20 protein-coding genes are annotated in these 21,013 nt (G+C 71.4%); 5 read left to right on the top strand and 15 right to left on the bottom strand.

Features of this window, described 5'->3' with window-relative positions; translation table 11 throughout:
• Positions 1 to 87: 87 nt before the first annotated feature.
• Genes ACZ5U5_RS05345 through ACZ5U5_RS05325 form a run of 5 tightly spaced genes read right to left on the bottom strand, consistent with a single transcriptional unit; the run spans position 88 to position 7,017 of the window.
• A complete protein-coding gene (locus ACZ5U5_RS05345; protein ID WP_469016499.1) occupies positions 88 to 1,758 on the bottom strand; it encodes a right-handed parallel beta-helix repeat-containing protein in 1,671 nt (556 codons plus the stop codon).
• 5 nt (positions 1,759 to 1,763) lie between these two features.
• Positions 1,764 to 2,726, bottom strand: a complete 963-nt coding sequence (locus ACZ5U5_RS05340) for a UDP-glucuronic acid decarboxylase family protein (RefSeq protein WP_469016496.1) — start codon at positions 2,724 to 2,726, stop codon at positions 1,764 to 1,766.
• Positions 2,723 to 4,087 carry a UDP-glucose dehydrogenase family protein gene (locus tag ACZ5U5_RS05335; RefSeq protein WP_469016493.1) on the bottom strand — a complete coding sequence of 455 codons (1,365 nt, stop codon included), beginning with the start codon at positions 4,085 to 4,087 and terminating at the stop codon, positions 2,723 to 2,725. Before ACZ5U5_RS05335 ends, ACZ5U5_RS05340 begins: the two co-directional genes overlap by 4 nt.
• 29 nt (positions 4,088 to 4,116) lie before the next feature.
• Positions 4,117 to 5,181, bottom strand: coding sequence for a UDP-glucose 4-epimerase GalE (gene galE, locus ACZ5U5_RS05330; RefSeq protein ID WP_469016491.1), 1,065 nt, complete (start codon positions 5,179 to 5,181; stop codon positions 4,117 to 4,119).
• A 6-nt stretch (positions 5,182 to 5,187) separates the two neighbouring features.
• Entirely contained in the window at positions 5,188 to 7,017 is a 1,830-nt protein-coding gene (locus ACZ5U5_RS05325) for a glycosyltransferase family 2 protein (RefSeq protein WP_469016488.1), read from the bottom strand.
• A gap of 122 nt (positions 7,018 to 7,139) precedes the next feature.
• Between ACZ5U5_RS05325 and ACZ5U5_RS05320 the strand changes: the two genes are divergently transcribed.
• The gene (locus ACZ5U5_RS05320; RefSeq protein ID WP_469016486.1) at positions 7,140 to 7,853 is read left to right on the top strand and encodes a TetR/AcrR family transcriptional regulator; all 714 of its coding nucleotides are present in this window, start codon (positions 7,140 to 7,142) and stop codon (positions 7,851 to 7,853) included.
• Between the two features lie 38 nt (positions 7,854 to 7,891).
• Here the strand turns inward: ACZ5U5_RS05320 and ACZ5U5_RS05315 are convergent, their stop codons facing one another.
• From ACZ5U5_RS05315 to ACZ5U5_RS05305, 3 genes are all read right to left on the bottom strand, one after another.
• A complete protein-coding gene (locus ACZ5U5_RS05315; RefSeq protein ID WP_469016483.1) occupies positions 7,892 to 9,220 on the bottom strand; it encodes an aldehyde dehydrogenase family protein in 1,329 nt (442 codons plus the stop codon).
• Positions 9,221 to 9,282: 62 nt separating this feature from the next.
• On the bottom strand, positions 9,283 to 9,852 hold the full coding sequence (locus ACZ5U5_RS05310) for a TetR/AcrR family transcriptional regulator (RefSeq protein ID WP_469016481.1): 570 nt from the start codon (positions 9,850 to 9,852) through the stop codon (positions 9,283 to 9,285).
• Between the two features lie 4 nt (positions 9,853 to 9,856).
• Positions 9,857 to 10,552, bottom strand: a complete 696-nt coding sequence (locus ACZ5U5_RS05305; protein ID WP_469016479.1) for a type 1 glutamine amidotransferase domain-containing protein — start codon at positions 10,550 to 10,552, stop codon at positions 9,857 to 9,859.
• A 109-nt stretch (positions 10,553 to 10,661) separates the two neighbouring features.
• Here ACZ5U5_RS05305 and ACZ5U5_RS05300 point away from each other — a divergent pair, with 109 nt between their 5' ends.
• Positions 10,662 to 11,630, top strand: coding sequence for a LysR family transcriptional regulator (locus tag ACZ5U5_RS05300; RefSeq protein WP_469016476.1), 969 nt, complete (start codon positions 10,662 to 10,664; stop codon positions 11,628 to 11,630).
• A gap of 17 nt (positions 11,631 to 11,647) precedes the next feature.
• Here the strand turns inward: ACZ5U5_RS05300 and ACZ5U5_RS05295 are convergent, their stop codons facing one another.
• Positions 11,648 to 12,040, bottom strand: a complete 393-nt coding sequence (locus tag ACZ5U5_RS05295; protein WP_469016979.1) for a nuclear transport factor 2 family protein — start codon at positions 12,038 to 12,040, stop codon at positions 11,648 to 11,650.
• 84 nt (positions 12,041 to 12,124) lie between these two features.
• On the opposite strand from ACZ5U5_RS05295, the gene ACZ5U5_RS05290 reads away from it, so the two are divergent.
• Together ACZ5U5_RS05290 and ACZ5U5_RS05285 are read left to right on the top strand one after the other, a co-directional pair.
• Complete coding sequence (locus tag ACZ5U5_RS05290) at positions 12,125 to 12,700, top strand: PadR family transcriptional regulator (RefSeq protein WP_469016474.1); 576 nt, start codon at positions 12,125 to 12,127, stop codon at positions 12,698 to 12,700.
• 10 nt (positions 12,701 to 12,710) lie between these two features.
• On the top strand, positions 12,711 to 13,364 hold the full coding sequence (locus tag ACZ5U5_RS05285; protein WP_469016471.1) for an HAD family hydrolase: 654 nt from the start codon (positions 12,711 to 12,713) through the stop codon (positions 13,362 to 13,364).
• A 25-nt stretch (positions 13,365 to 13,389) separates the two neighbouring features.
• Here the strand turns inward: ACZ5U5_RS05285 and ACZ5U5_RS05280 are convergent, their stop codons facing one another.
• Positions 13,390 to 16,620, bottom strand: coding sequence for a bifunctional cytochrome P450/NADPH--P450 reductase (locus tag ACZ5U5_RS05280; protein WP_469016469.1), 3,231 nt, complete (start codon positions 16,618 to 16,620; stop codon positions 13,390 to 13,392).
• Positions 16,621 to 16,821: 201 nt separating this feature from the next.
• Between ACZ5U5_RS05280 and ACZ5U5_RS05275 the strand changes: the two genes are divergently transcribed.
• Entirely contained in the window at positions 16,822 to 17,406 is a 585-nt protein-coding gene (locus tag ACZ5U5_RS05275; protein WP_469016976.1) for a PAS domain-containing protein, read from the top strand.
• A 43-nt stretch (positions 17,407 to 17,449) separates the two neighbouring features.
• On the opposite strand, the gene ACZ5U5_RS05270 is transcribed toward ACZ5U5_RS05275, so the two are convergent.
• The 5 genes from ACZ5U5_RS05270 to ACZ5U5_RS05250 all read right to left on the bottom strand — a co-directional run bounded on the left by ACZ5U5_RS05270 (position 17,450) and on the right by ACZ5U5_RS05250 (position 20,864).
• Entirely contained in the window at positions 17,450 to 17,788 is a 339-nt protein-coding gene (locus tag ACZ5U5_RS05270) for a MerR family transcriptional regulator (protein WP_469016466.1), read from the bottom strand.
• A gap of 452 nt (positions 17,789 to 18,240) precedes the next feature.
• Positions 18,241 to 18,549, bottom strand: a complete 309-nt coding sequence (locus ACZ5U5_RS05265) for an SCO5918 family protein (RefSeq protein WP_469016464.1) — start codon at positions 18,547 to 18,549, stop codon at positions 18,241 to 18,243.
• A gap of 46 nt (positions 18,550 to 18,595) precedes the next feature.
• Positions 18,596 to 18,775 carry a hypothetical protein gene (locus tag ACZ5U5_RS05260; protein WP_469016462.1) on the bottom strand — a complete coding sequence of 60 codons (180 nt, stop codon included), beginning with the start codon at positions 18,773 to 18,775 and terminating at the stop codon, positions 18,596 to 18,598.
• A 93-nt stretch (positions 18,776 to 18,868) separates the two neighbouring features.
• On the bottom strand, positions 18,869 to 20,371 hold the full coding sequence (locus ACZ5U5_RS05255; protein ID WP_469016459.1) for a DEAD/DEAH box helicase: 1,503 nt from the start codon (positions 20,369 to 20,371) through the stop codon (positions 18,869 to 18,871).
• Between the two features lie 289 nt (positions 20,372 to 20,660).
• A complete protein-coding gene (locus ACZ5U5_RS05250) occupies positions 20,661 to 20,864 on the bottom strand; it encodes a cold-shock protein (RefSeq protein ID WP_469016457.1) in 204 nt (67 codons plus the stop codon).
• Positions 20,865 to 21,013: the final 149 nt, after the last annotated feature.

Genomic DNA, 21,013 nt, shown 5'->3' with positions numbered 1-21,013 from the left:
CGCGCATGACGCGTCCACCTGGGGTCTCGCTGTATCGATCGTAGGCATGGGCCTTGGGCGCCTGCATCTTCGGCCCGCTCCGCGGCCTCAGTCCGGCGCGGGCAGCGCGGCCCCGACCGGCGGAGGCGTGCCGACGGCCCGGCCGAAGTAGTCGAAGGAACCGGGGTCGATGCCGAACAGCTTGCGCAGGTCGAGCCCCTTGTCCGCGAGGGCGTCGCAGTCGGGGACGAACAGCCGGGCGTCACCGGGGGACGTGATGGACGGCAGCTCCCCGCCGGCCAGGCAGGGGTCGACGGTCAGGCCGGACGACCGTCCGCCGACGCGTTCCTGGCCGGTGGCCTGGCGCCAGGCGGCGAGCCCGGTGTAGGCGCGGTCGCCCCACTGGACGGTCCATTGCCCTTGGGGAGCGCGGTAGTTGTTGCCCTGCACCAGTGCGTTCTTGGCGGTGAGACCGCGGTCCACGAGGGCGAGCGGGGAACCGTCGGTGACGAAGGTGTTGTTGCGGACGGTGACCCCCGTCTCGCCGTCCATCAGACGCAGGGCGGGACCGCTCCTGCCGCTCTCCAGGGCCGTCATCACCACGGTGTTCTGATAGATCCGCAGGTTGCGCACGTCGTGGCCGTAGACGGCGAGCCCGCCGAAGCGCGGCAGCTTGCGGCCGTCGTCGGAGGTGATGTTGTAGCGGATCGTGTTGTCCTTGTGCGCGCCGTTCGCCTTGCGGGTGTACGCGTAGAAGCCCGGACCGTCGTTGTGGAACGCCAGGTTGTACTGCATCGTCGAGTCCGAGACGTTCTCGTCGAACCCGAACCCCGCACCGTCGACCTTGGAGCCCGTGTGGTTGCGGTAGGCGGTGTTGTGCTCCAGGAGCACGTCCTTGGCGTCGTAGGCCCAGATGCCCACCGGTCCGGAGGGCGCCTCGCCGGACGACGTGGATCCGTTGTCGTGGGCGCTGGAGTCCCGCACCGTGGCGTCGCGCACGGCGCCGAGGATGATGCCGTCGCCGGTGTGACGGTCGTCCGCGTCGGAGTCACCGGTGTTCCGGTACGCGTCGACGCCCGAGATGTCGAAGTCCTGGTGCGCGTAGGCAGGTTGGGCGGGTTCGAACCCGGGGCCGTACGTCAGGAGACCGGCGTCCTTGTTGCCGTACAGCTTCGCCTGATGGATCGTCACATCCTTGAAGCCGTTGCCCTTCTCCACGCCGCCGACCGCGATGCCCACCTGGAAACCCGAGACGGTGACGTCGGAGACGGAGACGCCGGTGAGCTTGCCGCCGCCCGGACGGTCGGCGTAGAGGTTGATGCCGCCGTCGCGGGCGTATGAGGCGCGGTCCCCGGTGACCTTGAGGTCGCGGATCTCCACGCCCGCCGTGTTGTGCACGGAGATGCCGGGGGAGCTCTCGGCGTCGACCGTCGCCCGGCCGCCGCCGTACGACCCGACCACCACGGGCCGGTCCGCGCGGCCCGCCTCGGCGCTGCCCAGGGTGACGGTGCCGGTGAACCGTGCGCCGCCCTCCAGCAGCAGCCGGTCGCCCGGTTCGAGTGCCACACGCTCGGCGCGGGTGAGGGAACGCCAGGCTTGCCCCGGCGAGGAACCGTCGTTCTGGTCGTCGCCCCGCGGGCTGACGTAGTACGTGTGGGACGTCGGCGCGTAGTGCGGGGTGGCCGCGCAGCCGCTCGCGCCGAGCAGCACGATCGCGGCGGTGAGGACGCCGGGGGCGGCGCGGAGCCCGGCGGCGGACGGTGCGGCTTTCCCGGTCATGGGGATCAGGCCTCCACGGGCACTCGTGCGGGCCGTGGCCCGGACCGCGCGGTGAACCACGCCACCGTGTGCCGAAGGCCCTCGTCGAGCGGCACGCGCGGCATCCAGCCGAGTTGCTCCACGGCCCGGTTGATGACCGGGCGGCGGCGGGTCGGATCGTCGACGGGCAGGGGGCGGCAGACGATCCGCGAGGTCGATCCGGTGAGGTGCAGGACGAGTTCGGCCAGTTCGCGGACGGTGCGCTCGCTCGGGTTGCCCAGGTTCAGCGGACCGCCGCGGTCACTGTCGAGCATCGCGACGAGGCCCCGGACGAGGTCGTCGACGTAACAGAAACTGCGGGTCTGGCTGCCGTCGCCGTAGAGCGTCAGCGGCCTGCCGGCCAGGGCCTGGCGGACGAAGGTGGAGACCACGCGCCCGTCGTGCGGCCGCATCCGGGGCCCGTACGTGTTGAAGATCCGTACGATGCCGACGTCCACGCCGTGGCTGCGCCGGTACGCCATGGCCAGCGCCTCCGCGAACCGCTTGGCCTCGTCGTAGACGCTGCGCGGGCCCACCGGATTGACGTGGCCCCAGTACTCCTCCGGCTGCGGGTGGACCTCCGGGTCGCCGTAGACCTCGCTGGTGGAGGTGAGCAGGAAGCGGGCGCCGTGCCGCTGGGCCAGGCGCAGGGCGTTCTCGGTGCCGCGGCTGCCGACGGCCAGGGTCTCCAGGGCGAGCCGGTGGTAGTCCGGCGGCGACGCGGGGCTCGCGAGATGGGCCACGGCGTCCACTGGCCCCGGCACGTCCAACGGCGTCGTCACGTCGGCCCGGATCAGCCGGAAGCCGGGCGCGTCGCGCAGGTGGGCGACGTTGCGCGGTTCACCGGTACAGAAATTGTCCAGGCAGAAGACCGTGTCGCCTCTGCGCAGCAGGGCTTCGCACAGATGGGAGCCGACGAATCCGCCGCCACCCGTCACCACGACCCTCATGACGCACCTCCGATGACCGCGGCAGCTTTGGCCCGCGCGTCCCCATGGAGGGAGAGCCGTGGGCGGCCCGGTGCGTGCACGGTCCAGCCGGCCGCCGACCAGGACCGGGGGTCGAGGCTGTTGCGGGCGTCCAGGAGGACGGGGGAGCGCACGAGGGCGGCGAGCGCGGCGGGGTCGATGTCCCGGTACTCGGGCCAGTCGGTGAGATGCAGGACCAGGTCGGCGTCCTCGCACGCCTTGTCGACCTCCAGCGCGTAGGCAAGATCGGGATGGGTCTCGCGCGCGTTGTCGATGCCCTGGGGGTCGTGCACGCGGACCGCGGCGCCCTGTTGTTGCAGGGCCGCCGCCACGGCCAGCGCGGGCGAGTCGCGGACGTCGTCGCTGCCCGGCTTGAACGCCGCGCCGAGCACCCCGATCCTGCGGCCGGTGCACGAGCCGCCGAGCAGCAGGCGGGCCCGGTCGACGGTGCGCGAGCGCTGCCGGGTGTTGATCCGGTCGACCTCGTGCAGGAACACCACCGCCTCGCCCGCGCCGATCTCCTCGGCGCGGGCGGCGAAAGCCCGGATGTCCTTGGGGAAGCAACTGCCGCCGAAGCCGAGCCCCGGTGCGAGGAAGCGGGGGCCGATCCGCGCGTCCGCGCCGATGGCCTCGGCCAGGACCGACGCGTCGGCGCCCGCGGCGTCACACACCTCGGCCATGGCGTTGATGAAGGAGATCTTGGTGGCCAGGAAGGAGTTCGCCGCCACCTTCACCAGCTCGGCGGTCGCCGGGTCGGTGCTGAAGAACGGCACCCCGGCGCGGAGCATGGGCGTATAGATGGCCCGCAGGACTCCCTCGGCGTGGTGCGAGGTCACGCCGACGACGAGCCGCTCGGGCCGCATCGTGTCCTGGACCGCGGAACCCTCGCGCAGGAACTCGGGGTTCCAGGCGACCTCCGTGCCCGGGGCCGTTCCGGCGAGGCGGTCGGCGAGCCGGGCCGCCGTACCCACCGGCACGGTCGACTTGCCCACGATCAGGCTGCCGGGCCGCAGATGTGGGGCCAGACCGTCCACGACGGCGTCCACGTACCGCAGGTCGGCGGCGAAACTGTCGGGGCGCTGCGGGGTGCCCACGCACACGAAGTGCGTCCTGGCGAACGCGGCGCCCTCGGCGAGCGAGGTGGAGAAGCGCAGCCTGCCCGACGCGACGGTCCTCGCGAGCAGATCATCCAGGCCGCTCTCGTGAATGGGCGCCCGGCCCGCCGAGAGGGATGCGATCCGTTCGGGGTCGATGTCGATGCCGAGAACCTGATGGCCGATGTCGGCCATGCACGCGGCGTGCACCGTCCCCACGTATCCGGTGCCGATCACTGTCATCCGCATGACGTCGCTCCTTACGGGTCGTGCCTGTTTCACGGGGTGTGCCGTTTGCCGTTCGCGCGCCGGCCGGAGCCGGCGTAGCCATGGGGGTTGAGCTGCTGGAAGCGCCATGCGTCCCGGCACATCTCGGGCAGTCCCCTGCTGGGGCGCCAGCCCCAGGCGCGCGCCACCGCGCCCGCGTCGGCGACGAGTTCGGTCACGTCGCCGGGGCGGCGCGGCATGATCTGGTACGGGATGGCCCTGCCGCAGGCCGCGCCGAAGGCGGCGATGACGTCGAGGACGGAACGGCCGCTGCCGACACCGAGGTTGAACACCCGCAGGCCCGTCCCGTCGGCGAGGTGGTCCAGGGCGATGCGGTGTGCCTCGGCGGTGTCCATGACGTGGAGGTAGTCGCGGATCGCGGTGCCGTCGGGGGTGGCGTAGTCGTCACCGAACACGGGCAGCCGCTCGCGGCGCCCGACGGCGACCTGCGCCACGTACGGCATCAGATTGTCGGGGACGCCGCCCGGGTCCTCGCCGAGCAGCCCGCTGGGATGGGCGCCGACCGGGTTGAAGTAACGCAGGGCGAGCACCGTGAACTGGGGGCAGCGGGCGCACACATCGGCGAGCACCTGTTCGCAGATCCACTTGGACGCCGCGTACGGATTGGTGGGCCGGGCGGGCGTGGCCTCGTTCAGCGGGCCGCGTCCGGCGTCGCCGTAGACCGAGCAGGACGAGGAGAACACCATCTGGTGCACGCCGTGTTCGTGCATGACCCGCAGCAGGGCGGTCGTGCCGCCGACGTTGTTGTCGTAGTACTGGACGGGCATCCGTGTCGACTCGCCCACGGCCTTGTGCGCGGCAAAGTGCACGACGGCGTCCACGGAGTGGCGGTCGAAGACGGCCGACAGGGCGCGCCGATCACGGATGTCCAGTTCATAGACGGCGCCGACGAAGCGGTCGGCGATCCGTTCCACCCGCGTGAAGACCTGCGGGGTGCTGTGGGAGTAGTCGTCGATCACGATCAACTCGTAACCGTGGTCGAGGAGTTCGACGCAGGTGTGGCTCCCGATGAAGCCCGCACCGCCGGTGACGAGAATGGTGGAGGGTGTGCTCATGGCCGTTCACCAGCCCAGGACGGCGGCGGCGTACGCCGGGTAGAAGACGGTGGCGGTGGCGACCGGCAGTGACACCAGGACGCCGAGGGCGACCGGGAGCCGCGCGGTCACCAGCGCCTGGCCGAAGGAGACGTCCGCGGCCCGCGCCGCCTCCCGCACATGGAGCAGCGGGACGGCGAGGGCGACGACCGCGTAGGTCGTGGCGGCCAGGAGGCAGAGGAAGACATAGCCCGCCGAAGGGCTCGTCAGCTCGCCCACCAGGGCGACGCAGGACAAGGAGGCCGCAAGCACGGCGAACGGCAGGATGAGCCTGGTGGGCAGCGGGCGTGGTGCGCCGGCTTCCTTGGGCGTGACCTTGAAGGTCACCGGCCGGGGGCGCAGCTCCTGCGCGAGGGCGCCGAACAGACCCAGGATGACGAAGGGCCAGCGCGCGAGCGCGAACAGCCACGTCTCCCAGCTCATCACCGGCGCGGTGCGCGGACGCAGCATTCCGCGGCGGCGCATCAGGTACAGGGTCAGGAGCAGCCACACGGGCATGGTCCAGAAGTGGGCCAGGAAATCGAGGTAGTCGACGTTCATCCACGGCAGCCCGGTCAGGACGGCGATCGGCGGGAGTGTGAGGCCCGCGGTGATCATCAGACCGAGGAGCGGATAGTAGGCAAGGGCGTACGAGAAGCGCAGCCGCAGTACGAAAGGCAGCCGTCGCAGATGGCGTGGCAGCAGGCCCAGGAGCATCGTGGTCAGGCTCCGCGACCACTGGTACTCCTGCGTGATCATGTCGGCGAAGGTGAGCGGCCCGTCCCCGTGTGCCTCGGCGTCGATGGCGAACGCCCCGTGCCAGCCCGCGGAGTTGAGCAGATACGTGGTGGAGAAGTCCTCGGCGAGCTCAGGGCCGAGACCCCCGATGTCCCGCAGCGCGCGGGTGCGCACGGCGTAGTGGGAGCCGATGCACATCGGGGCGAGTCCGTCGCTGTGCCCCAGCTGCACCGCACCGTGCCAGACGGCCTCGCGGTGCAGGCGCCCCCGTGCCGACCAGGACACCGCGCCGTTGGCGTCGCACATGCTGGGTGCGGCGACGTACCCGATGGCGGGGTCGTCGAAGGGGCGGACCATCTCGGCGAGGTAGGTCGCGGCTGGCACGTGGTCGCAGTCGAGCTGTGCGACCACGTCGTAGCGGCCGTAGCCCCAGTTGTCGTAGAAGTAGGCGAGGTTGCCTTCCTTGCAGCGGGTGCGGCGCGGCCAGTCGCTGCGGTGGTACAAAGGCACGCCGCGTCGGCAGGACATCCGGACCCGATGCGTGCGGCACCAGGCGATGATCTCGTCGGTCGGGTCCTCGTCGCACAGCCACACGTCGTACGGGTGCGGGAAGTCCTGCGCCAGCATCGCCTCCAGCGTCTGCCGGGCGGTGGGCCACGGCTCCGAGGGGGCGCGGGTCACGGCGAAGGCGACCGGTAGCGCGGGGACCGGTAGCCGCGGGTCGACATGGCGCAGGCGGAGCGCGGTGACGAAGAAGTAGCAGGGCAGGCCGGTGAGGTACAGCAGCAAGGCGCTGTTGACGATCAGCCCCGCCCACCCCACGCGGTGCTCCGGCTGCAGCCACCAGAACCAGAACCACAGGAAGCTCAGCGCCCAGCACACGGCGATCACGACGAGGGCGGCCCGGTCGCGCCGGGGGAGCGCGGGCACGAACGTCGTCGGCCGGACGCGGCGCACCGGGAACGGATGCCCGAAGACGGGGCCGCCGGCGGTGACGCGGACCACGTTGCCGTCCGACATCCGCGCGAGGTCGCGCTCCACCTGGACCAGATCCGCCGACATCGGCTCGCTGTGCGTCATGGCGCGACGCTCCTGAGAGGTCGGACGCTGTACGCTGACTACGTACGTTTACGTCGTATATGTACGACTTTGCACCCGATGCTCCCTGGGGTCAAGGGGGCCGAAGAGGCGGAGGTGGCGACATGTCGCGAGGCAAAGACGTGAACCCGGCCGAGGGGCGTCGTGCCAGCGACCGCGGGCGCTACGGACGGCTCAGCAGGGAACGCGTCCTGGCCACGGCCCTGGAGGTCGTCGACCGCGACGGGCTCTCCGGCCTGAGCATGCGCAAGCTCGGTGCGGAACTGGGCGTGGAGGCGATGGCCCTCTACCGGTACGCGGCCGGCAAGGGCGCCCTCCTGGACGGCCTGGTCGAGGCGTTCTACCAGGAGCTGGAGGACGGACTGGCCGGGCAGCCCCAAGTCGAGGACTGGAGAGGGGAGTTGCGCCGCATCGCGCTCGCCACCCATGGGGTCGCGCTGCGGCACCCGAACATGGTCCCGCTGCTCGCCACCCGCCTGCTGTCCACCCCGCTGGCGCGTCGCCCCGCGGCCGTGCTGCGCGGCGACGAACGCGTCCTGGCCCTACTGCACGGCGCGGGCCTCGGTGACCGCCGCACGGTGGAGGTGCACCGGGCGTTCACGGCGTGGCTGCTCGGCTATCTCCTCGTGGAACTGCGGGCCATGGACGACGCGCCCGGCGAACCGGACCCGGCTTTCCGGCTGGGCCTGCACCGCATGCCCGCGCAGGAGTTCCCGCGCCTGCGGGCCACCGCCGTCAACCTGGACGGGCGGGGCGGGCCGGAGCAACTCGTCGCAGGGCTCGACGCGTTGCTCGGCCCGGCGGACCCGCGGTCATGAGGCCGCGGGCTCCGCTGGTAACCGGTCCGCGCCCGGAGTCAGCTCAGCGGAACGTCGAGCCGGGCCTTGCGGTGGCTGAACGTGGCGATGGAGTGCGGCCCGTGGTAGTTGCCGACGCCGCTCTCGCCGACTCCGCCGAACGGCAGCTCGGGGACCCGCAGATGAGCCATCGGAAGGCCGAAGCCGAGCCCGCCCGACGACGTCTCCGCGGCGAGACGCCGCCGGGTGGTCTCGCTCTCGGTGAAGCCGTAGAGGGCGAGCGGCTTGTCACGGTCGTTGATGAACGCGATGGCCTCGTCGAGTCCGTCGACGTTCACGATCGGCAGCACGGGACCGAAGATCTCCTCCCGCATCACCGGCTCGTCGGGCTTGACGTCGGTGAGTACCGTCGGCGCGATGTAGACGTCGTCACGGTCGCTCTGCCCGCCGAACGCCGTCGTCCCGGAGCCGAGGAGCGCCGAGACCCGGTCGAAGTGCCGCTCGTTGACGATGCGTCCGTACGCCTCCGAGGACTTGGGGTCCGGGCCGAACACCCGCTCCACGGCCGTGCGCAGCTCTTCGGCAAGCGCGGGCGCGGTGTCCGGGTCGGTCAGGACGTAGTCGGGGGCCACGCATGTCTGGCCCGCGTTGCGGAACTTGGACTCGGCAAGGCGGGTGGCGACAGCGGCGAGATCGACGTCCCGGTCCACGAACACCGGTGACTTGCCGCCGAGTTCGAGGGTGACCGGGGTGAGGTGCTCGGCGGCGGCGCGCATCACGATACGGCCGACGGCGCCGTTGCCGGTGTAGAAGATGTGGTCGTACCGCTGGGCGAGCAGCGCGGTGGTCTTGGGCACGCCGCCCTCGACGACCGCGACCGCCTCCATGTCCAGGTACTGGGGGATGAGGCGGGCGATCAACCGCGAGGTGGCCGGGGTGACCTCACTCGGCTTGAGGACGGCTGTGTTGCCCGCGGCCAGCGCGCCCACGAGGGGGACGAGCAGCAGCTGCACGGGGTAGTTCCACGGCGCGATGATCAGGACGGTGCCGAGCGGCTCGTACTGCGTACCGGCGGTGGAGCCCTCGGGCAGTCCCGCGAGGGCGCCGGGCGCGAGCGGCTGCGGGCTCAGCCAGTCCTTCAGATGGGCCAGCGTGTGATCGATCTCCCGTACGGGGAAGTCGACTTCGGCGGTGTACGCCTCGGTGCGGGGCTTGTGCAGATCGGCGTGGAGGGCGTCCGCGATGTCCTCGCGGTGCTCCGTGAACAGGGAGCGCAGCTGGGTGAGCTGCTCCTCGCGCCAGGCCAGGGACCGGGTGCGGCCGGTGGCGAAGGTGGCACGGAGCCCTGCGACGAGGGCTTCGGGGGCGAGGGCTTCGGGGTGGTGCATGAGGGGTCTCCTCGGGAGGTCTCAGGTGGTGCTGTGCAGGGGGGAGGGGATGGACGGGCGGGTCAGCCGGCCGGCGGCGGGGTGACGGGCGTTCCGAGCAGCCCGGTCAGGAGCGCGTCCGTGGCGGGGCCGAAGAGTGCGCGGCCGTCGGGCACGGACTCCAGGCCCATGACCAGGGCGACGCAGATGTCGGCGGCTTCGGCGGGCTCCACCGCGGCCGTGGTCCCCGCCTCGGTGAACAGGTCGATGAGCAGGCGCCGCAGCGAGCCGGTGAACCCGTCGCAGATGTCGCCGAAGAGGCGCGCCTTCGCGTCGAGCAGTTCGGCGGAGTGCGGCGAGTCCCCGGCCAGGCGCAGGACCAGGTCGAGCTTGGCGGCGAGCACCCCCCGGACGCGCTCGGCGGCGGAGGTCTCATCGGCCGCCGCCTGCCGGGCCCGCGCGAGCGCCTCGGCGTGCAGACGCTCGGCGAGCTTGCGGAAGGCGTCGTCCTTGTTGCGTACGTACTGGTAGACCGCTGACCGGGACACGCCCATCGTGGAGGCGATGTCGTCCATCGTGGTGCGCCGTACGCCGTACCGCGTGAGGGAGTCGTAGGTGGCGTCGAGGACCTCTTCGAGCCGGTCGTTGCCCATGAGGTCAGGCCAGCTTCTTGAGCATCTCGTCCGCCAGGGAAGCCGAGGATGCCGGGTTCTGGCCGGTGATCAGGTTGCGGTCGACGACCACCTTGGGGGCCCACGCCTCACCCTCCCGGAAGTCGACGCCCGCCGCGACGAGCCGGTCCTGGAGGAGCCACTTGGCCTTGTCGGCGAAGCCGGACTGCGTCTCCTCGGCATTGGTGAAGCCGGTCAGCTCGTACCCCGCGAACGCGTTGGAGCCGTCCTCCCTGGTGGCGGCGAGCAGGGCGGCGGGCCCGTGGCAGACGACGCCGAGCGGCATGCCGATCTCCAGTGCGGAGCTGAGCAGCCTGCCCGACTCGGCGTTGACGGCGAGGTCCTCCATGGGGCCGTGGCCGCCGGGGTAGAAGACCGCGGCGTACTCGGCGAGGTCGACCTCCTCCAGCTTGACGGGCTTCAGGAACTCGGCGATCTCCGCGAGCGTGGTGGCGATCTTCTCGGCCCCTTCCTCGCCGCCGTTGTACTCGGGCGCGAGGCTCGCCTGGTCGACGGTCGGCACGACGCCGCCCGGTGTCGCGACGACGATGTCGTGCCCGGCGGCCTTGAACGCCTCGTACGGCGCGACGGCCTCCTCGGCCCAGAAGCCGGTCGGGTGCTGGGTGCCGTCAGCCAGCGTCCAGTGGTCGGCGCCGGTCACGACGAACAGGATCTTGGACATGGTGTCTCTCCGAGGCTGGAATCTCTGACGTTCTGTGCTCAGAGCGTCAGGTGGTGCTGAACTCGAAGGTAGGCGGGTGAACCCAACGAAATCCAATAGGCTGACCCATATGGGAGATAGGAATTCCGATGGGTCGGCGGGAATAGCCACGACGGGCGCGGGCGCGGCGGCCGGTCCACTGGACCTGAACCTGCTGCGCACGTTCCTCGCCGTGTACCGGTCGGGTTCCTTCACCGCGGCGGCCCGCGTGCTCGGCCTCTCGCAGCCCACCGTCACCACCCAGATCCGGGCCCTTGAGCGGCAGGTCGACCGGGAGCTGTTCGAGCGGCTGCCGCGGGGCGTGGTCCCCGCGCCGTACGCGGAAGCGCTCGCCGCCCGGATCGTCGATCCCCTCGACGCCCTCGCCGCCGTCACCGGACACGGCGGCCCCCTCGACGGCGCCCCCGCCGAGCCCGTCCATCTGGCGGGCCCGGCGGAGATGCTCTGCCACTGCGCGCTGCCCGCGCTGGCACCGCTGGTCGAGCAGGGGGTCAGGCTGCGCGTGACGACAGGCCTGACCGACCGGCTCCTGGACGAGTTGCGGGCGGGACGGCACGACCTGGTGATCGCCACGGCCCGTCCCCGCGGTCGTTCCCTGAGTTCGGTGCCGCTGGCGGACGAGGAGTTCGTCCTGGTCGCGGCCCCCGCGTGGGCCGAGCGCATCGGCGGCGGCGCGCGCATCGCCGCGGACGGCCCCGGGGTTCTGCTCGGCGTCCCCCTGGTGAGCTACGCCGATGACCTGCCGATCGCCCGCCGCTACTGGCGGCACGTCTTCGGCAAGCGGCTGGCCTGCGAAGCCTCCGTCACGGTCCCCGACCTGCGCGGCGTGCTCGCGGCGGTCACCGCGGGCGCGGGATTCGCCGTACTGCCCCGCTACCTCTGCCGCGACGCCCTGGCGGCCGGTGTGCTGACCCTCCTGCACGATCCGGAGGACGCACCGATCAACACGGGCTTCCTGGTGCGCCGCCCGGGGTCTGCGGACAACCCGCACGTCGCCCTCGTGCACGACCACCTGATCCGGTCGGCACGCGCCTGGTAGGGGCCGTCCGGCGAGCCCTAGGCGCCCGTCGCCTCCTGGGTGATCCGGTCCCACTGGGCGCCCATGGCCGCCGCGAGCGCCTGCGCGGCCGACAGGGGACGGACCATCACCATGAACTCGTCGATCAGGCCCTCCTCGTTCACGTGCAGGAAGTCGCAGCCGGTGATCTGCCGGTCGCCGACCCGTGCCTCGAAGACGAGCGCGGAGTCGCGGCCCTCGGCGTCGTTGATCTCGCGTACGTACCGGAAATCCTCGAAGACCCGTGTCACGCCGTGCAGGATCGCGGCGGTCGTCGCCTTGCCCGGGTAGGGGCGGAACACGACCGGGCTGGAGAAGACCACGTCCTCGGCCAGGAGCGCCTCGATGGCGGCGTGATCGTTGGCCTCGACGGCCTTGCGGAAAGCCTGCATGTCCATACCTCGCAGGTAAGCGTTGATAGTCAACTTGTTGAGTAAGTGCGAAGGAGAGTAATCACATCGGTGTACGGTGTCCAGATGTCCCTGAAGTACGCGGTGCTCGCGGCGCTCCTGGAGGGTGAGTCGTCCGGCTACGACCTGGCCAAGATCTTCGACGTCTCCGTGTCGAACTTCTGGTCCGCGACGCCCCAGCAGCTCTACCGCGAGCTGGAGCGCCTTGCCGCCGACGGCCTGATCGACGCACGCGTGGTGCAGCAGGAACGCAGGCCGAACAAACGGATGTTCACGCTCACCGACACCGGCCTGCGGGATCTGCACGCCTTCGCCGCCGAGCCGCCCCGGCCCATCGCCATCCGGGACGAGCTCATGGTCAAGGTGCAGGCCATGGACGGCGGCGACCCGGCCGCCACCCGCGCGCTGATCGAGGAGCGCATGGAGTGGTCGCGTGGCAAGCTCGCCCGGTACGAACGGCTGCGCCTGCACCTGCTCGGCGGCCGCGAGGAAGAGGCGTACCTACGAGAGGCCGAGCGCGTCGGCCCCTACCTCACGCTGATGGCCGGCAGGTCCCTGGAGGAGTCGAACCTGCGCTGGGGAGAGCGTGTCCTTGAGATCCTCGACCGACGATTCGACTACGCCGCCAAGGGCGGGGCTTGAGGAGGCAGCCGTGGACGAGGTGCTCGAGGCAAGGGCGGAAGGCCCACCGCGTGCGGTGCTCACCGATTTCGGCGGGGTGCTGACCACCAGCGTGCTCGACTCGTTCCGTGCCTGGTCCACGCGGGTGAGTGACGACCCGCTCCTGATCGAGCGGCTCTTTCGCGAGGACACGGAGTCCTCGGCGCTCCTGGTGGAGCACGAGTGCGGGCGCATGAGCGAGGCCGAGTTCGAGCGGGGCATCGCGGGGCGGCTGCGCGAGAAGGGCGTGGACGTCGAACCCGCGGGCCTCGTCACCGCGATCGGGGCGGGGATGCGGCCGGACGAAACGATGCTCGCGGTACTGAGCGAGCTGCGCGCCCAGGGCGTCCCGGTGGCGATCGTGTCGAACGCACTCGGCGACGACTGCTACCAGGGCTACGACCTGGACGCGCTCGCGGACGTCGTGGTGATCTCCAGCCGCATCGGTTCCCGCAAGCCGGGCCGCCGCATCTACCGGACGGCCTGCGACCGCCTCGGCGTCGACCCGTCCGCCTGCGTCATGGTCGACGACCTGGAACACAACCTGACCGGCGCGGCCCGCCTGGGCATCAGGGGGCTGCACCACATACACAGCGACGAAACGGCGCACGCCTTGCGGGAGTTGTTCCCCGCAGGCCCGGCGTGAGCCGCCCGTCCCCGCGTCGCGTTCCCTACCCCGCCGCGTACACGTCCTCCACGTAACGCCCCTGCGCGGTCAACTCATCCAGCCAGCGGGCGGAGTCCGCGGGCGTGGCCCCCGGAGTGCGCTCCCGGTGAAGAGCGCGCAGGGCGTCCCGTACGCCCGGAGCCATGCGGGAGCCGTCGCCGCACACGTACACCCGGGCTCCGGCGGTCAGCAGGGCCCACACCTCCGCACCCTCCGCAGCGATGCGGTGCTGGACGAAGGCCACCCCGTCGACGGGGGAGGCGCTGAAGGCAGGGCGCAGCGAGACTGCTCCGGCGGCCTCCGCGGCGCGCAGTTCCGCCGCGTGCAGGAAGTCGGCGTCCGGGTGGTCGCATCCGAAGTAGCAGAGGGCGGGCGGCAGTTGGGTGCCTGTCGCGATCAGGGCCGTGCGGTCCGCGATGGTCCCGCGGAACGGCGCGAGGCCGGTGCCCGCGGCGACCATGATGACGGGCGCGGTGTCCGCGTGGTCGATGCGGAAGGCCTCGCGGCAGGGCTGGACCCTGGCCAGGACGGTGTCGCCCGGCCGAACCCCGTTGAGGTGGCCGGAGCCCGTCCCGCGGTACAGCAGCCCGCTGCCCGAGCGGGCCGGTGCCTCCAGGAGGGAGACCATCAGGTCGGCGTGGCCGGGCCGCGTGCCCGGCGATGACGACACCGAGTAGTGGCGGGGCCGCAGCGGCGTGAGCACGTCGAGCAGCCGCGGCCACGCCAGGGCCCCGCGCAGCGCGGGGCAGGCCTCGACCAGTTCGAGCAGCGTGCGTCCGTCACCCGCGTGGGCTTCGGCGTCGGCGGCGAGGGCCGCGAGCTCGGCCCGCTCCGGCGGGCAGGGATTGGCGGCGGCGAGCACGGCGAGCTGTTCAGCGGTGGGGCGGCCCTGCAACTCGACGTGATGAGTGAGCAGTTGACGTACAGTCAACGGCCGGTCCACGGCGAGGCCGTCGCGGCGCGGGCGGCTCGCGCGGATGTCGAGGACAGTGTCCAGGTCCACCCCGAGGGCGGTGGCGGCCCGCTCGACGAGCGCCGGGTCGTTGACGGGCAGCACGGTGAGGTGGTCGCCGGTGCGATAGGTCGTGCCCGCGGGCAGAGCGAGCCGCACGAAGCGCTTCGTACGGGGGTGTCCGGGCGCGGTGAGGTCGTGGGCCTCGGTGACCGTCATGGGGACGAGGCCGTGCCGCGCGGCGAGCGCGTCCAGCGGGCCACCGGTCAGCTCGCGGACCTCGTACGCGTCCGAGGAGGCCGCGGTGTCCGGCGCCTCAAGCTCGTCGGGATCGCCGTACCGCTCCAGGAGGGCCCTGCGCAGCCGCGCGGTGAACTCGCGTACGGTGCCGCCGAGATCCCCCGAGGCGTCGGCCGCCGTACGCTCCAGGATCCGGGTGCCGCCCAGCTCCGCGAGCCGCTCGTCGAAGCGCGTCGGGACGTGCTGATACGTGGCGGCCCAGTTGCGGTCACCCACGCCGAGGACTGCGTAAGTGACGCTCTCGGCGGTGTCCTCCGGGGCGCCGTCCAGCCAGGAGGCGAACGCCGCGGCGTCGTCGGTGGGCCGGCCGTTGTAGGAGGCGGCGGTGATGATGACGGGGCGGTCGGAGGGAAGGGCTCCGGTGTACTCGTCCAGCGGCGCGACCTCCGTCGCGCAGCCCACCGACGCCGCCTCGTCCGCGAGTTGGGCCGCGAAATCCCGGCAGGTCCCGTAGTTGCTGCCGTGCAGGAAGAGTGCACGGGTGCCGGGCATGACGCGCGCGGGCAGGACGGCGGCGTCGGGATCCGCCACGGCGGGGACGGCCGTCACGCCCGGCAGCGCGCCGTGCACACGGTCGGCGGCGGTACGCGGCGCCAGCGTGAGCGTGAAACCGTCGGGCTTGAGGGTGAGCGTCTCCTTGACGGTGAGCCGGTAGTCGGCGTGATCGTGCAACCGGTAGCGGTGCACCAGCATCCCGAGCAGCATCGTCGCCTCGTGCAGCGCGAACTGCCGCCCGATGCAGGCTCGTTCACCCGTGCCGAACGGCTTGAACGCGTGCGGCGAGCGCGCGGCCTCCGCCTCGGCGGTGAAGCGCGCCGGGTCGAAGAGCTCCGGGTTGTCGCCCCACACGGGCTGTCGGTGCAGCATCGGTGTCAGGACGGTGACGCCCTGCCCCTCGCGCAGCGGGATGCGACCGCCGAGGAGCGTGTCCGCACGGGCGTGCCGACCGAACGCGGCGGCTGTCGGCCACAGCCGCAGCGCCTCGTTGAGGACCTGACGGGCGTACGTGAGCCGCCCGACGTCGTCGAAGGTCGGTTCGGGATCGGATGCGTCGCCCCACAATGCGTCGACCTCGCGCCGCACGAGGTCGAGCACGGCGGGGTGCTTGGCCAGGTAGTACAGCGCGAACGACATCGCGCCGGACGTGGTCTCGTGCCCCGCGATCAGGAAGGTGATGACCTGGTTGCGGATGTTGGCGGTGTCCAGCTTCGTGCCGTCGCCCGGGTGCGCGGCGCTGAGCATGAGCCCGAGCAGGTCCTCGGCGGGCCCCGCGCCGGCCGTGTCGCCCTGCCGCGCGGAGATGACCTCGTCCACCACCTGCGCCAGATAACCGGCGTCCGCCCGGAAGGCCGCGTCCGCCGCCGCGTGGTCGCTGCCCGGCGTACGGCTCAGCCGCGTCATGCTCCACTCCAGGCAGCGCACCATGGCGTCGACGAAGGGATGCGGCTCGGCCCGCTCGAACGAACCGAAGTCGTAGCCGAACCCGGCGAGCCCGATCGTGTCCAGGGTCATCCGGGTCATGTCGCCCGGCACGTCCACGGGGCGCCCGTCGCGCGCGCCCCGGTCCCACGACTCGACGAGCCGCCGGGCGACGCGCAGCATCATCGGGTGGTACGTCCGCATCGAACCCATGGCGAACGCGGGCATCAGGATGTCGTGCGCACGGGCCCAGTTGGGCTCGTCGTTGTACGCGGTGAACAGACCGTCGGCGGTGAACTCGCGCACGTTCTCCAGGGCGGGCCCGACGTGCTTGGCGAACCGGGTCTCGTCGGCGAGCTCGGTCACGAGATCGAGATCGCTCACGAACAGCGCGTCGCGGCCGTGCAGCCGCCGTCGCACCACGGGCCCGTGCCGGCGCACCAGCTCCATGACCTGCTGCAGCGGGGCGGGCCCTGGCCCGGTGGCGGAGATGTCGATCAGCGGTACACCGTCGAGGCCGGGGCCGGCGTCCTGGGGGAGCGGTGCGGTGGTGGTGGGGGGCATGGCGTGACAACTGCCTTTCGCCGTACGGAAGTCACTCCTGACCAGCTTGATCGCCGGTTCCCGCAGGTCCGCGCCGTGCCCCTACATGATTGTGTAGTGGGGAACGACGCCCTGCTCTTGACTGCCCCGCTCTTGACTGCCCTGCCTGGAAGGAGTCGCCCCGTGGACTCCACGGACTCCGTGCTGTGGCGCAACCGCGCCATGACTCTCTTCGACCGCATCCCGATGCCGATCGCGGTGTGCGACGCGAACGGGGCGATCATCCTCGCCAATCCGGCGATGACGGCGGAATGGGGCGAGACCTCCGGCTCCCTGCGCGGCCGCAACGTACTGGAGCTGTTCCGGCCCGAGGAGGAGACGCAGGTCCTGCGGATCGCCGAGGCCGTGCGTCTTGGGCGCCGCTCGCGCTACCCCGTCGCGGTGCACTGGGACGCGGCTGACGGGGCGCGTCGCCACGGCGAGCTGACGGCGGAGCCGGTGAGTGACACGGCCGACGCGGTCCCCGGGCTCCTGGTGCTGCTGCGTGTCCTCGGCGAGGAGCACGCCCCGGATCCGGAGCCGCCCGCCCAGTCCGCCACGGCGGCCGAGGCCCGCATCCTGGCCCTCCTCGCCGGTGGCGCCACCACGGCTCAGGCGGCCCGCGGAACGGGCCTCACCACGGACGGCGTCACCTACCACCTGCGCCGCCTGACCGAGCGCTGGGGCGCGGCGAACCGTACGGAACTGGTGGCGCGGGCATACGCGCTGGGGGTTCTCGTCCCGGGCGTGTGGCCTCCGGCCCCGTGAACCGGGCCTGCCGGGGGAGTGGCCCCTCCTGGGAGGGGCGGGCTCAGTTCTGGCTCTCGCCCGACTCCGCCGTGGTGCGGCGGTACTCGGCGTTGATGCGCTGTGCCTCCTCGAGCTGATCCTCGAGGATGACGATGCGGCAGGCCGCCTCGACCGGAGTGCCTTGGTCCACCAGTTCGCGGGCGCGAGCGGCGATCCGCAGTTGGTAGCGGGAGTACCTCCGGTGCCCGCCTTCCGAGCGGAGCGGAGTGATCAGGCGGGCCTCACCGATGGCCCGCAGGAAGCCGGGAGTGGTGCCGAGCATCTCGGCGGCCCGCCCCATGGTGTAGGCGGGGTAGTCGTCGTCGTCCAGACGACCACTGAGCGGGGTATCTGCTGTCATGTCACCTCGTTATGCCAACGCGTCGAGGGGCCCTGGTGCCGTACGGCACCAGGGCCCCGAAGGAAATTCAACACCATCTGTCGGCCCTATTGCTGCGCCGACCTCCTGTTTCCGCTGTCCGGCCCTGCGAGAGGGCGGAAATGCGGGGATCGCGGATGCGTGACCGAGGACCACCTTCCGTTCCGGGGTCTTGCGGTACCCGGGCCGAATCGATCTCGGGCCGGGCGATCCTGATGGCGTCTGCTCCCTCCGTTCTCCCTCTGGGTTCTTCATCCGGGTTTCCAGCTACGAGAGAAACCTTAATCATGCGAACGCGCAATGTCTACCATGGCGAGCATAGATTTTGTGGCCTGTCTCGCTGGTGCATGTGGCTGGACAAAGCAAAGAGGGCCCCGCCGGTGCGCCGGCAGGGCCCTCTTCGTGGTTCTGGTGTTCGTGTCGCGTGTCTCCCGCTACACGGGAGCGGGGGCGCCGAGCATTGCCGACGCCGTCTGGAGCGGGGTGAGGTCGCGCGGGGCGGCGTCCTCGGAAGGCGTGCGGCAGGTGAAGCCGAGCAGCCGCATGGCGCGGGTGACCTCGGCGGCGCTGAAGTCACGCCGGTCCTGCCGGGTGATCACGGCGCCCACCTGCTTGATGGGGTAGTGGCGGCGGCCGACGATGACGGAGTCACCCGTGACGGGCTCGGGCTTGACCCCCTTCATCGCGTCGAGCACCCCGGACTTGGTGAGGTCGAAAGGGAAACGGGCGATGACACAGCGCATGGTGCCTCACAGGTGGGGAGATGGGGCGGTGACAGGGGCGGGACGCTCAACGCGTGAGGGTGAGAACGTCCCGTAGGCGGACCTGGTCCGAGTAGGCGAGGCCTTCGCGGACCTCGATGAGCCGGGCACGCGTGACCACGCGCGTGCGCTGGTCGTCCTCGTCGCACAGGAACAGATGGCCGGCGCCCCCGCCTGCCATCACCGACAGTGCGAGCTCGACGGTCATGTCGTCACGGACGTGCGGTCCGCGTGACGGTGCCTGAACCGGTGTCAAAGATGCCTCCTGCAAAGGTGGGTGAGCCTGATCGTCGCGCGAGCTCTAGGCCGCCGAGCTGGTCGGTCCCTGCGCGGGGCGGCGCGGGGCGCGGTCGGTGCGGCGGTCCTGGGCGCTGCGGCTGCGTCGGCCACGGGAAGAGGCCGAACTGCCGCGCCGGGGGCGCTCGGTGACCGGCCTCGCGATGGTGACCGGGACGCCCGAAGGAGCCTGCGCGCCGGTGATGCGGCTCAACTCCTCCTCGCCGGAGCGCACTTGGGTGGTCTGCGGGGTGATGCCCGCGGCGGCCATCAGGCGGCTCATGTCGCGACGCTGGCCCGGTGTCACCAGGGTGACCACGCTGCCGGACTCACCGGCACGGGCCGTACGCCCGCCGCGGTGGAGGTAGTCCTTGTGGTCGGTGGGCGGGTCGACGTTCACGACCAGGTCGAGGTTGTCGACGTGGATCCCGCGCGCGGCGACGTTGGTCGCCACGAGCACCGTCACATGACCGGTCTTGAACTGGGTCAGGGTCCGCGTGCGCTGCGGCTGGGACTTCCCGCCGTGCAGGGCCGCGGCGCGGACGCCGCTGTTCAGCAGGTGCTCGGTCAGCCGGTCGACGCCGTGCTTGGTGTCCAGGAACATGATCACCCGGCCGTCGCGGGCCGCGATCTCGGTGGTGGCCTGGTTCTTGTCCGCGCCGTGCACGTGCAGCACGTGGTGCTCCATCGTGGTCACCGCACCCTGCGAGGGGTCGACGGAGTGGACGACCGGGTCGTTGAGGTAGCGGCGGACCAGCAGGTCGACGTTGCGGTCGAGCGTGGCCGAGAACAGCATCCGCTGGCCCTCGGGGCGCACCTGGTCGAGCAGCGCGGTGACCTGGGGCATGAAGCCCATGTCGGCCATCTGGTCGGCCTCGTCCAGGACGGTGATGGCGACCTGGTTCAGCCGGCACTCGCCGCGGTCGATGAGGTCCTTCAGGCGGCCGGGCGTGGCGACGACGACCTCGGCGCCGGAGCGGAGTGCGCCGGCCTGCCTGCCGATCGACATGCCGCCGACCACTGTGGCGAGCTTCAGCCGCAGGGCGCGGGCGTACGGCGTGAGCGCGTCGGTGACCTGCTGGGCCAGTTCGCGGGTGGGCACGAGGACCAGGGCGAGCGGCTGACGCGGCTCGGCGCGCTGGCCTTCCGTGCGGGCGAGCAGCGCGAGTCCGAAGGCGAGCGTCTTGCCCGAACCGGTGCGGCCACGGCCGAGTACGTCACGGCCGGCGAGGGAGTTGGGCAGCGTCGCCCCCTGGATCGGGAACGGCACGCTCATGCCCTCGCGGCCGAGCGCGGCGAGCAGCGGCGCCGGCATGGCGAGATCCGCGAACGTCTCGACGGCCGGGAGAGCGGGGGTCACGGTGACCGGCAGGGCGAACTCACCCTGGGGCGCCGACGGCCGGCGGCCGTAGCCACCGGAACGGCGAGGTGCGCCGGAACCGGAGCGCGAGCCGGAGCCGTAGCTGGAGCCCGAGCCGGAGCCCGAGCGGGCGCGGTAAGGGCGGTCGTTTGAGCGTGTGCGGTTCATGCGGAACCTTCCTCGATGCGGCACGTACCAAGGAATATCCGCAGCGAGAACGCAGCGCGGAGAATCGCGAGAACGGGCCGGATGAAATGCGTGAGGCGAATCCGGCCGGCTGCGATGTTCTGCGGGCGGATGCGCGGGAACGTCTGGCGTTCCGGGCAGGGCACGGCAGGCGCGAGATCAAGAAAAAGATATGCGCGCAGGAATTAGTGACCCTGGATGCTGCTGAAAATGCACGAGCTGGGGCCCGCACCCCAAGGTGCGGGCCCCAGCTGCGAAGTACGCGTGAGCGTCAGGCGGGAACGATGTTCTCGGCCGTCGGGCCCTTCTGGCCCTGGGCGATCTCGAAGCTCACCTTCTGGCCTTCCTGGAGCTCACGGAAACCCTGGGCGGCGATGTTCGAGTAGTGGGCGAAGACGTCGGGGCCGCCGCCGTCCTGCTCGATGAAGCCGAAGCCCTTTTCCGAGTTGAACCACTTCACGGTGCCGTTAGCCATGTCTATCTCCTTCGGGGCAGTGCCCGGAGCCGCACTGTGCTGACTCCGCGTCGCCGCGATGATTGCCCCGCCGGAAATGACCGGAAATACAAAAGTGCTCCCACCGGCCGAAAAGGCGGTGAGGGCACTTGAAGTTTTTTGGGAACCAC

Source organism: Streptomyces sp. NPDC033177, assembly GCF_055577715.1.
Note: the sequence above shows the minus strand (reverse complement) of the source record. Positions and strands in the feature narration are given on the sequence as shown.

Excerpts from the sequence above, each read along its gene's own strand:
- ACZ5U5_RS05345 (WP_469016499.1), bottom strand. The coding sequence starts at position 1,758 with ATGACCGGGAAAGCCGCACCGTCCGCCGCCGGGCTCCGCGCCGCCCCC.
- ACZ5U5_RS05340 (WP_469016496.1), bottom strand. The coding sequence starts at position 2,726 with ATGAGGGTCGTGGTGACGGGTGGCGGCGGATTCGTCGGCTCCCATCTG.
- ACZ5U5_RS05335 (WP_469016493.1), bottom strand. The coding sequence starts at position 4,087 with ATGCGGATGACAGTGATCGGCACCGGATACGTGGGGACGGTGCACGCC.
- galE (WP_469016491.1), bottom strand. The coding sequence starts at position 5,181 with ATGAGCACACCCTCCACCATTCTCGTCACCGGCGGTGCGGGCTTCATC.
- ACZ5U5_RS05325 (WP_469016488.1), bottom strand. The coding sequence starts at position 7,017 with ATGACGCACAGCGAGCCGATGTCGGCGGATCTGGTCCAGGTGGAGCGC.
- ACZ5U5_RS05320 (WP_469016486.1), top strand. The coding sequence starts at position 7,140 with ATGTCGCGAGGCAAAGACGTGAACCCGGCCGAGGGGCGTCGTGCCAGC.
- ACZ5U5_RS05315 (WP_469016483.1), bottom strand. The coding sequence starts at position 9,220 with ATGCACCACCCCGAAGCCCTCGCCCCCGAAGCCCTCGTCGCAGGGCTC.
- ACZ5U5_RS05310 (WP_469016481.1), bottom strand. The coding sequence starts at position 9,852 with ATGGGCAACGACCGGCTCGAAGAGGTCCTCGACGCCACCTACGACTCC.
- ACZ5U5_RS05305 (WP_469016479.1), bottom strand. The coding sequence starts at position 10,552 with ATGTCCAAGATCCTGTTCGTCGTGACCGGCGCCGACCACTGGACGCTG.
- ACZ5U5_RS05300 (WP_469016476.1), top strand. The coding sequence starts at position 10,662 with ATGGGAGATAGGAATTCCGATGGGTCGGCGGGAATAGCCACGACGGGC.
- ACZ5U5_RS05295 (WP_469016979.1), bottom strand. The coding sequence starts at position 12,040 with ATGCAGGCTTTCCGCAAGGCCGTCGAGGCCAACGATCACGCCGCCATC.
- ACZ5U5_RS05290 (WP_469016474.1), top strand. The coding sequence starts at position 12,125 with ATGTCCCTGAAGTACGCGGTGCTCGCGGCGCTCCTGGAGGGTGAGTCG.
- ACZ5U5_RS05280 (WP_469016469.1), bottom strand. The coding sequence starts at position 16,620 with ATGCCCCCCACCACCACCGCACCGCTCCCCCAGGACGCCGGCCCCGGC.
- ACZ5U5_RS05275 (WP_469016976.1), top strand. The coding sequence starts at position 16,822 with ATGACTCTCTTCGACCGCATCCCGATGCCGATCGCGGTGTGCGACGCG.
- ACZ5U5_RS05270 (WP_469016466.1), bottom strand. The coding sequence starts at position 17,788 with ATGACAGCAGATACCCCGCTCAGTGGTCGTCTGGACGACGACGACTAC.
- ACZ5U5_RS05265 (WP_469016464.1), bottom strand. The coding sequence starts at position 18,549 with ATGCGCTGTGTCATCGCCCGTTTCCCTTTCGACCTCACCAAGTCCGGG.
- ACZ5U5_RS05260 (WP_469016462.1), bottom strand. The coding sequence starts at position 18,775 with ATGACCGTCGAGCTCGCACTGTCGGTGATGGCAGGCGGGGGCGCCGGC.
- ACZ5U5_RS05255 (WP_469016459.1), bottom strand. The coding sequence starts at position 20,371 with ATGAACCGCACACGCTCAAACGACCGCCCTTACCGCGCCCGCTCGGGC.
- ACZ5U5_RS05250 (WP_469016457.1), bottom strand. The coding sequence starts at position 20,864 with ATGGCTAACGGCACCGTGAAGTGGTTCAACTCGGAAAAGGGCTTCGGC.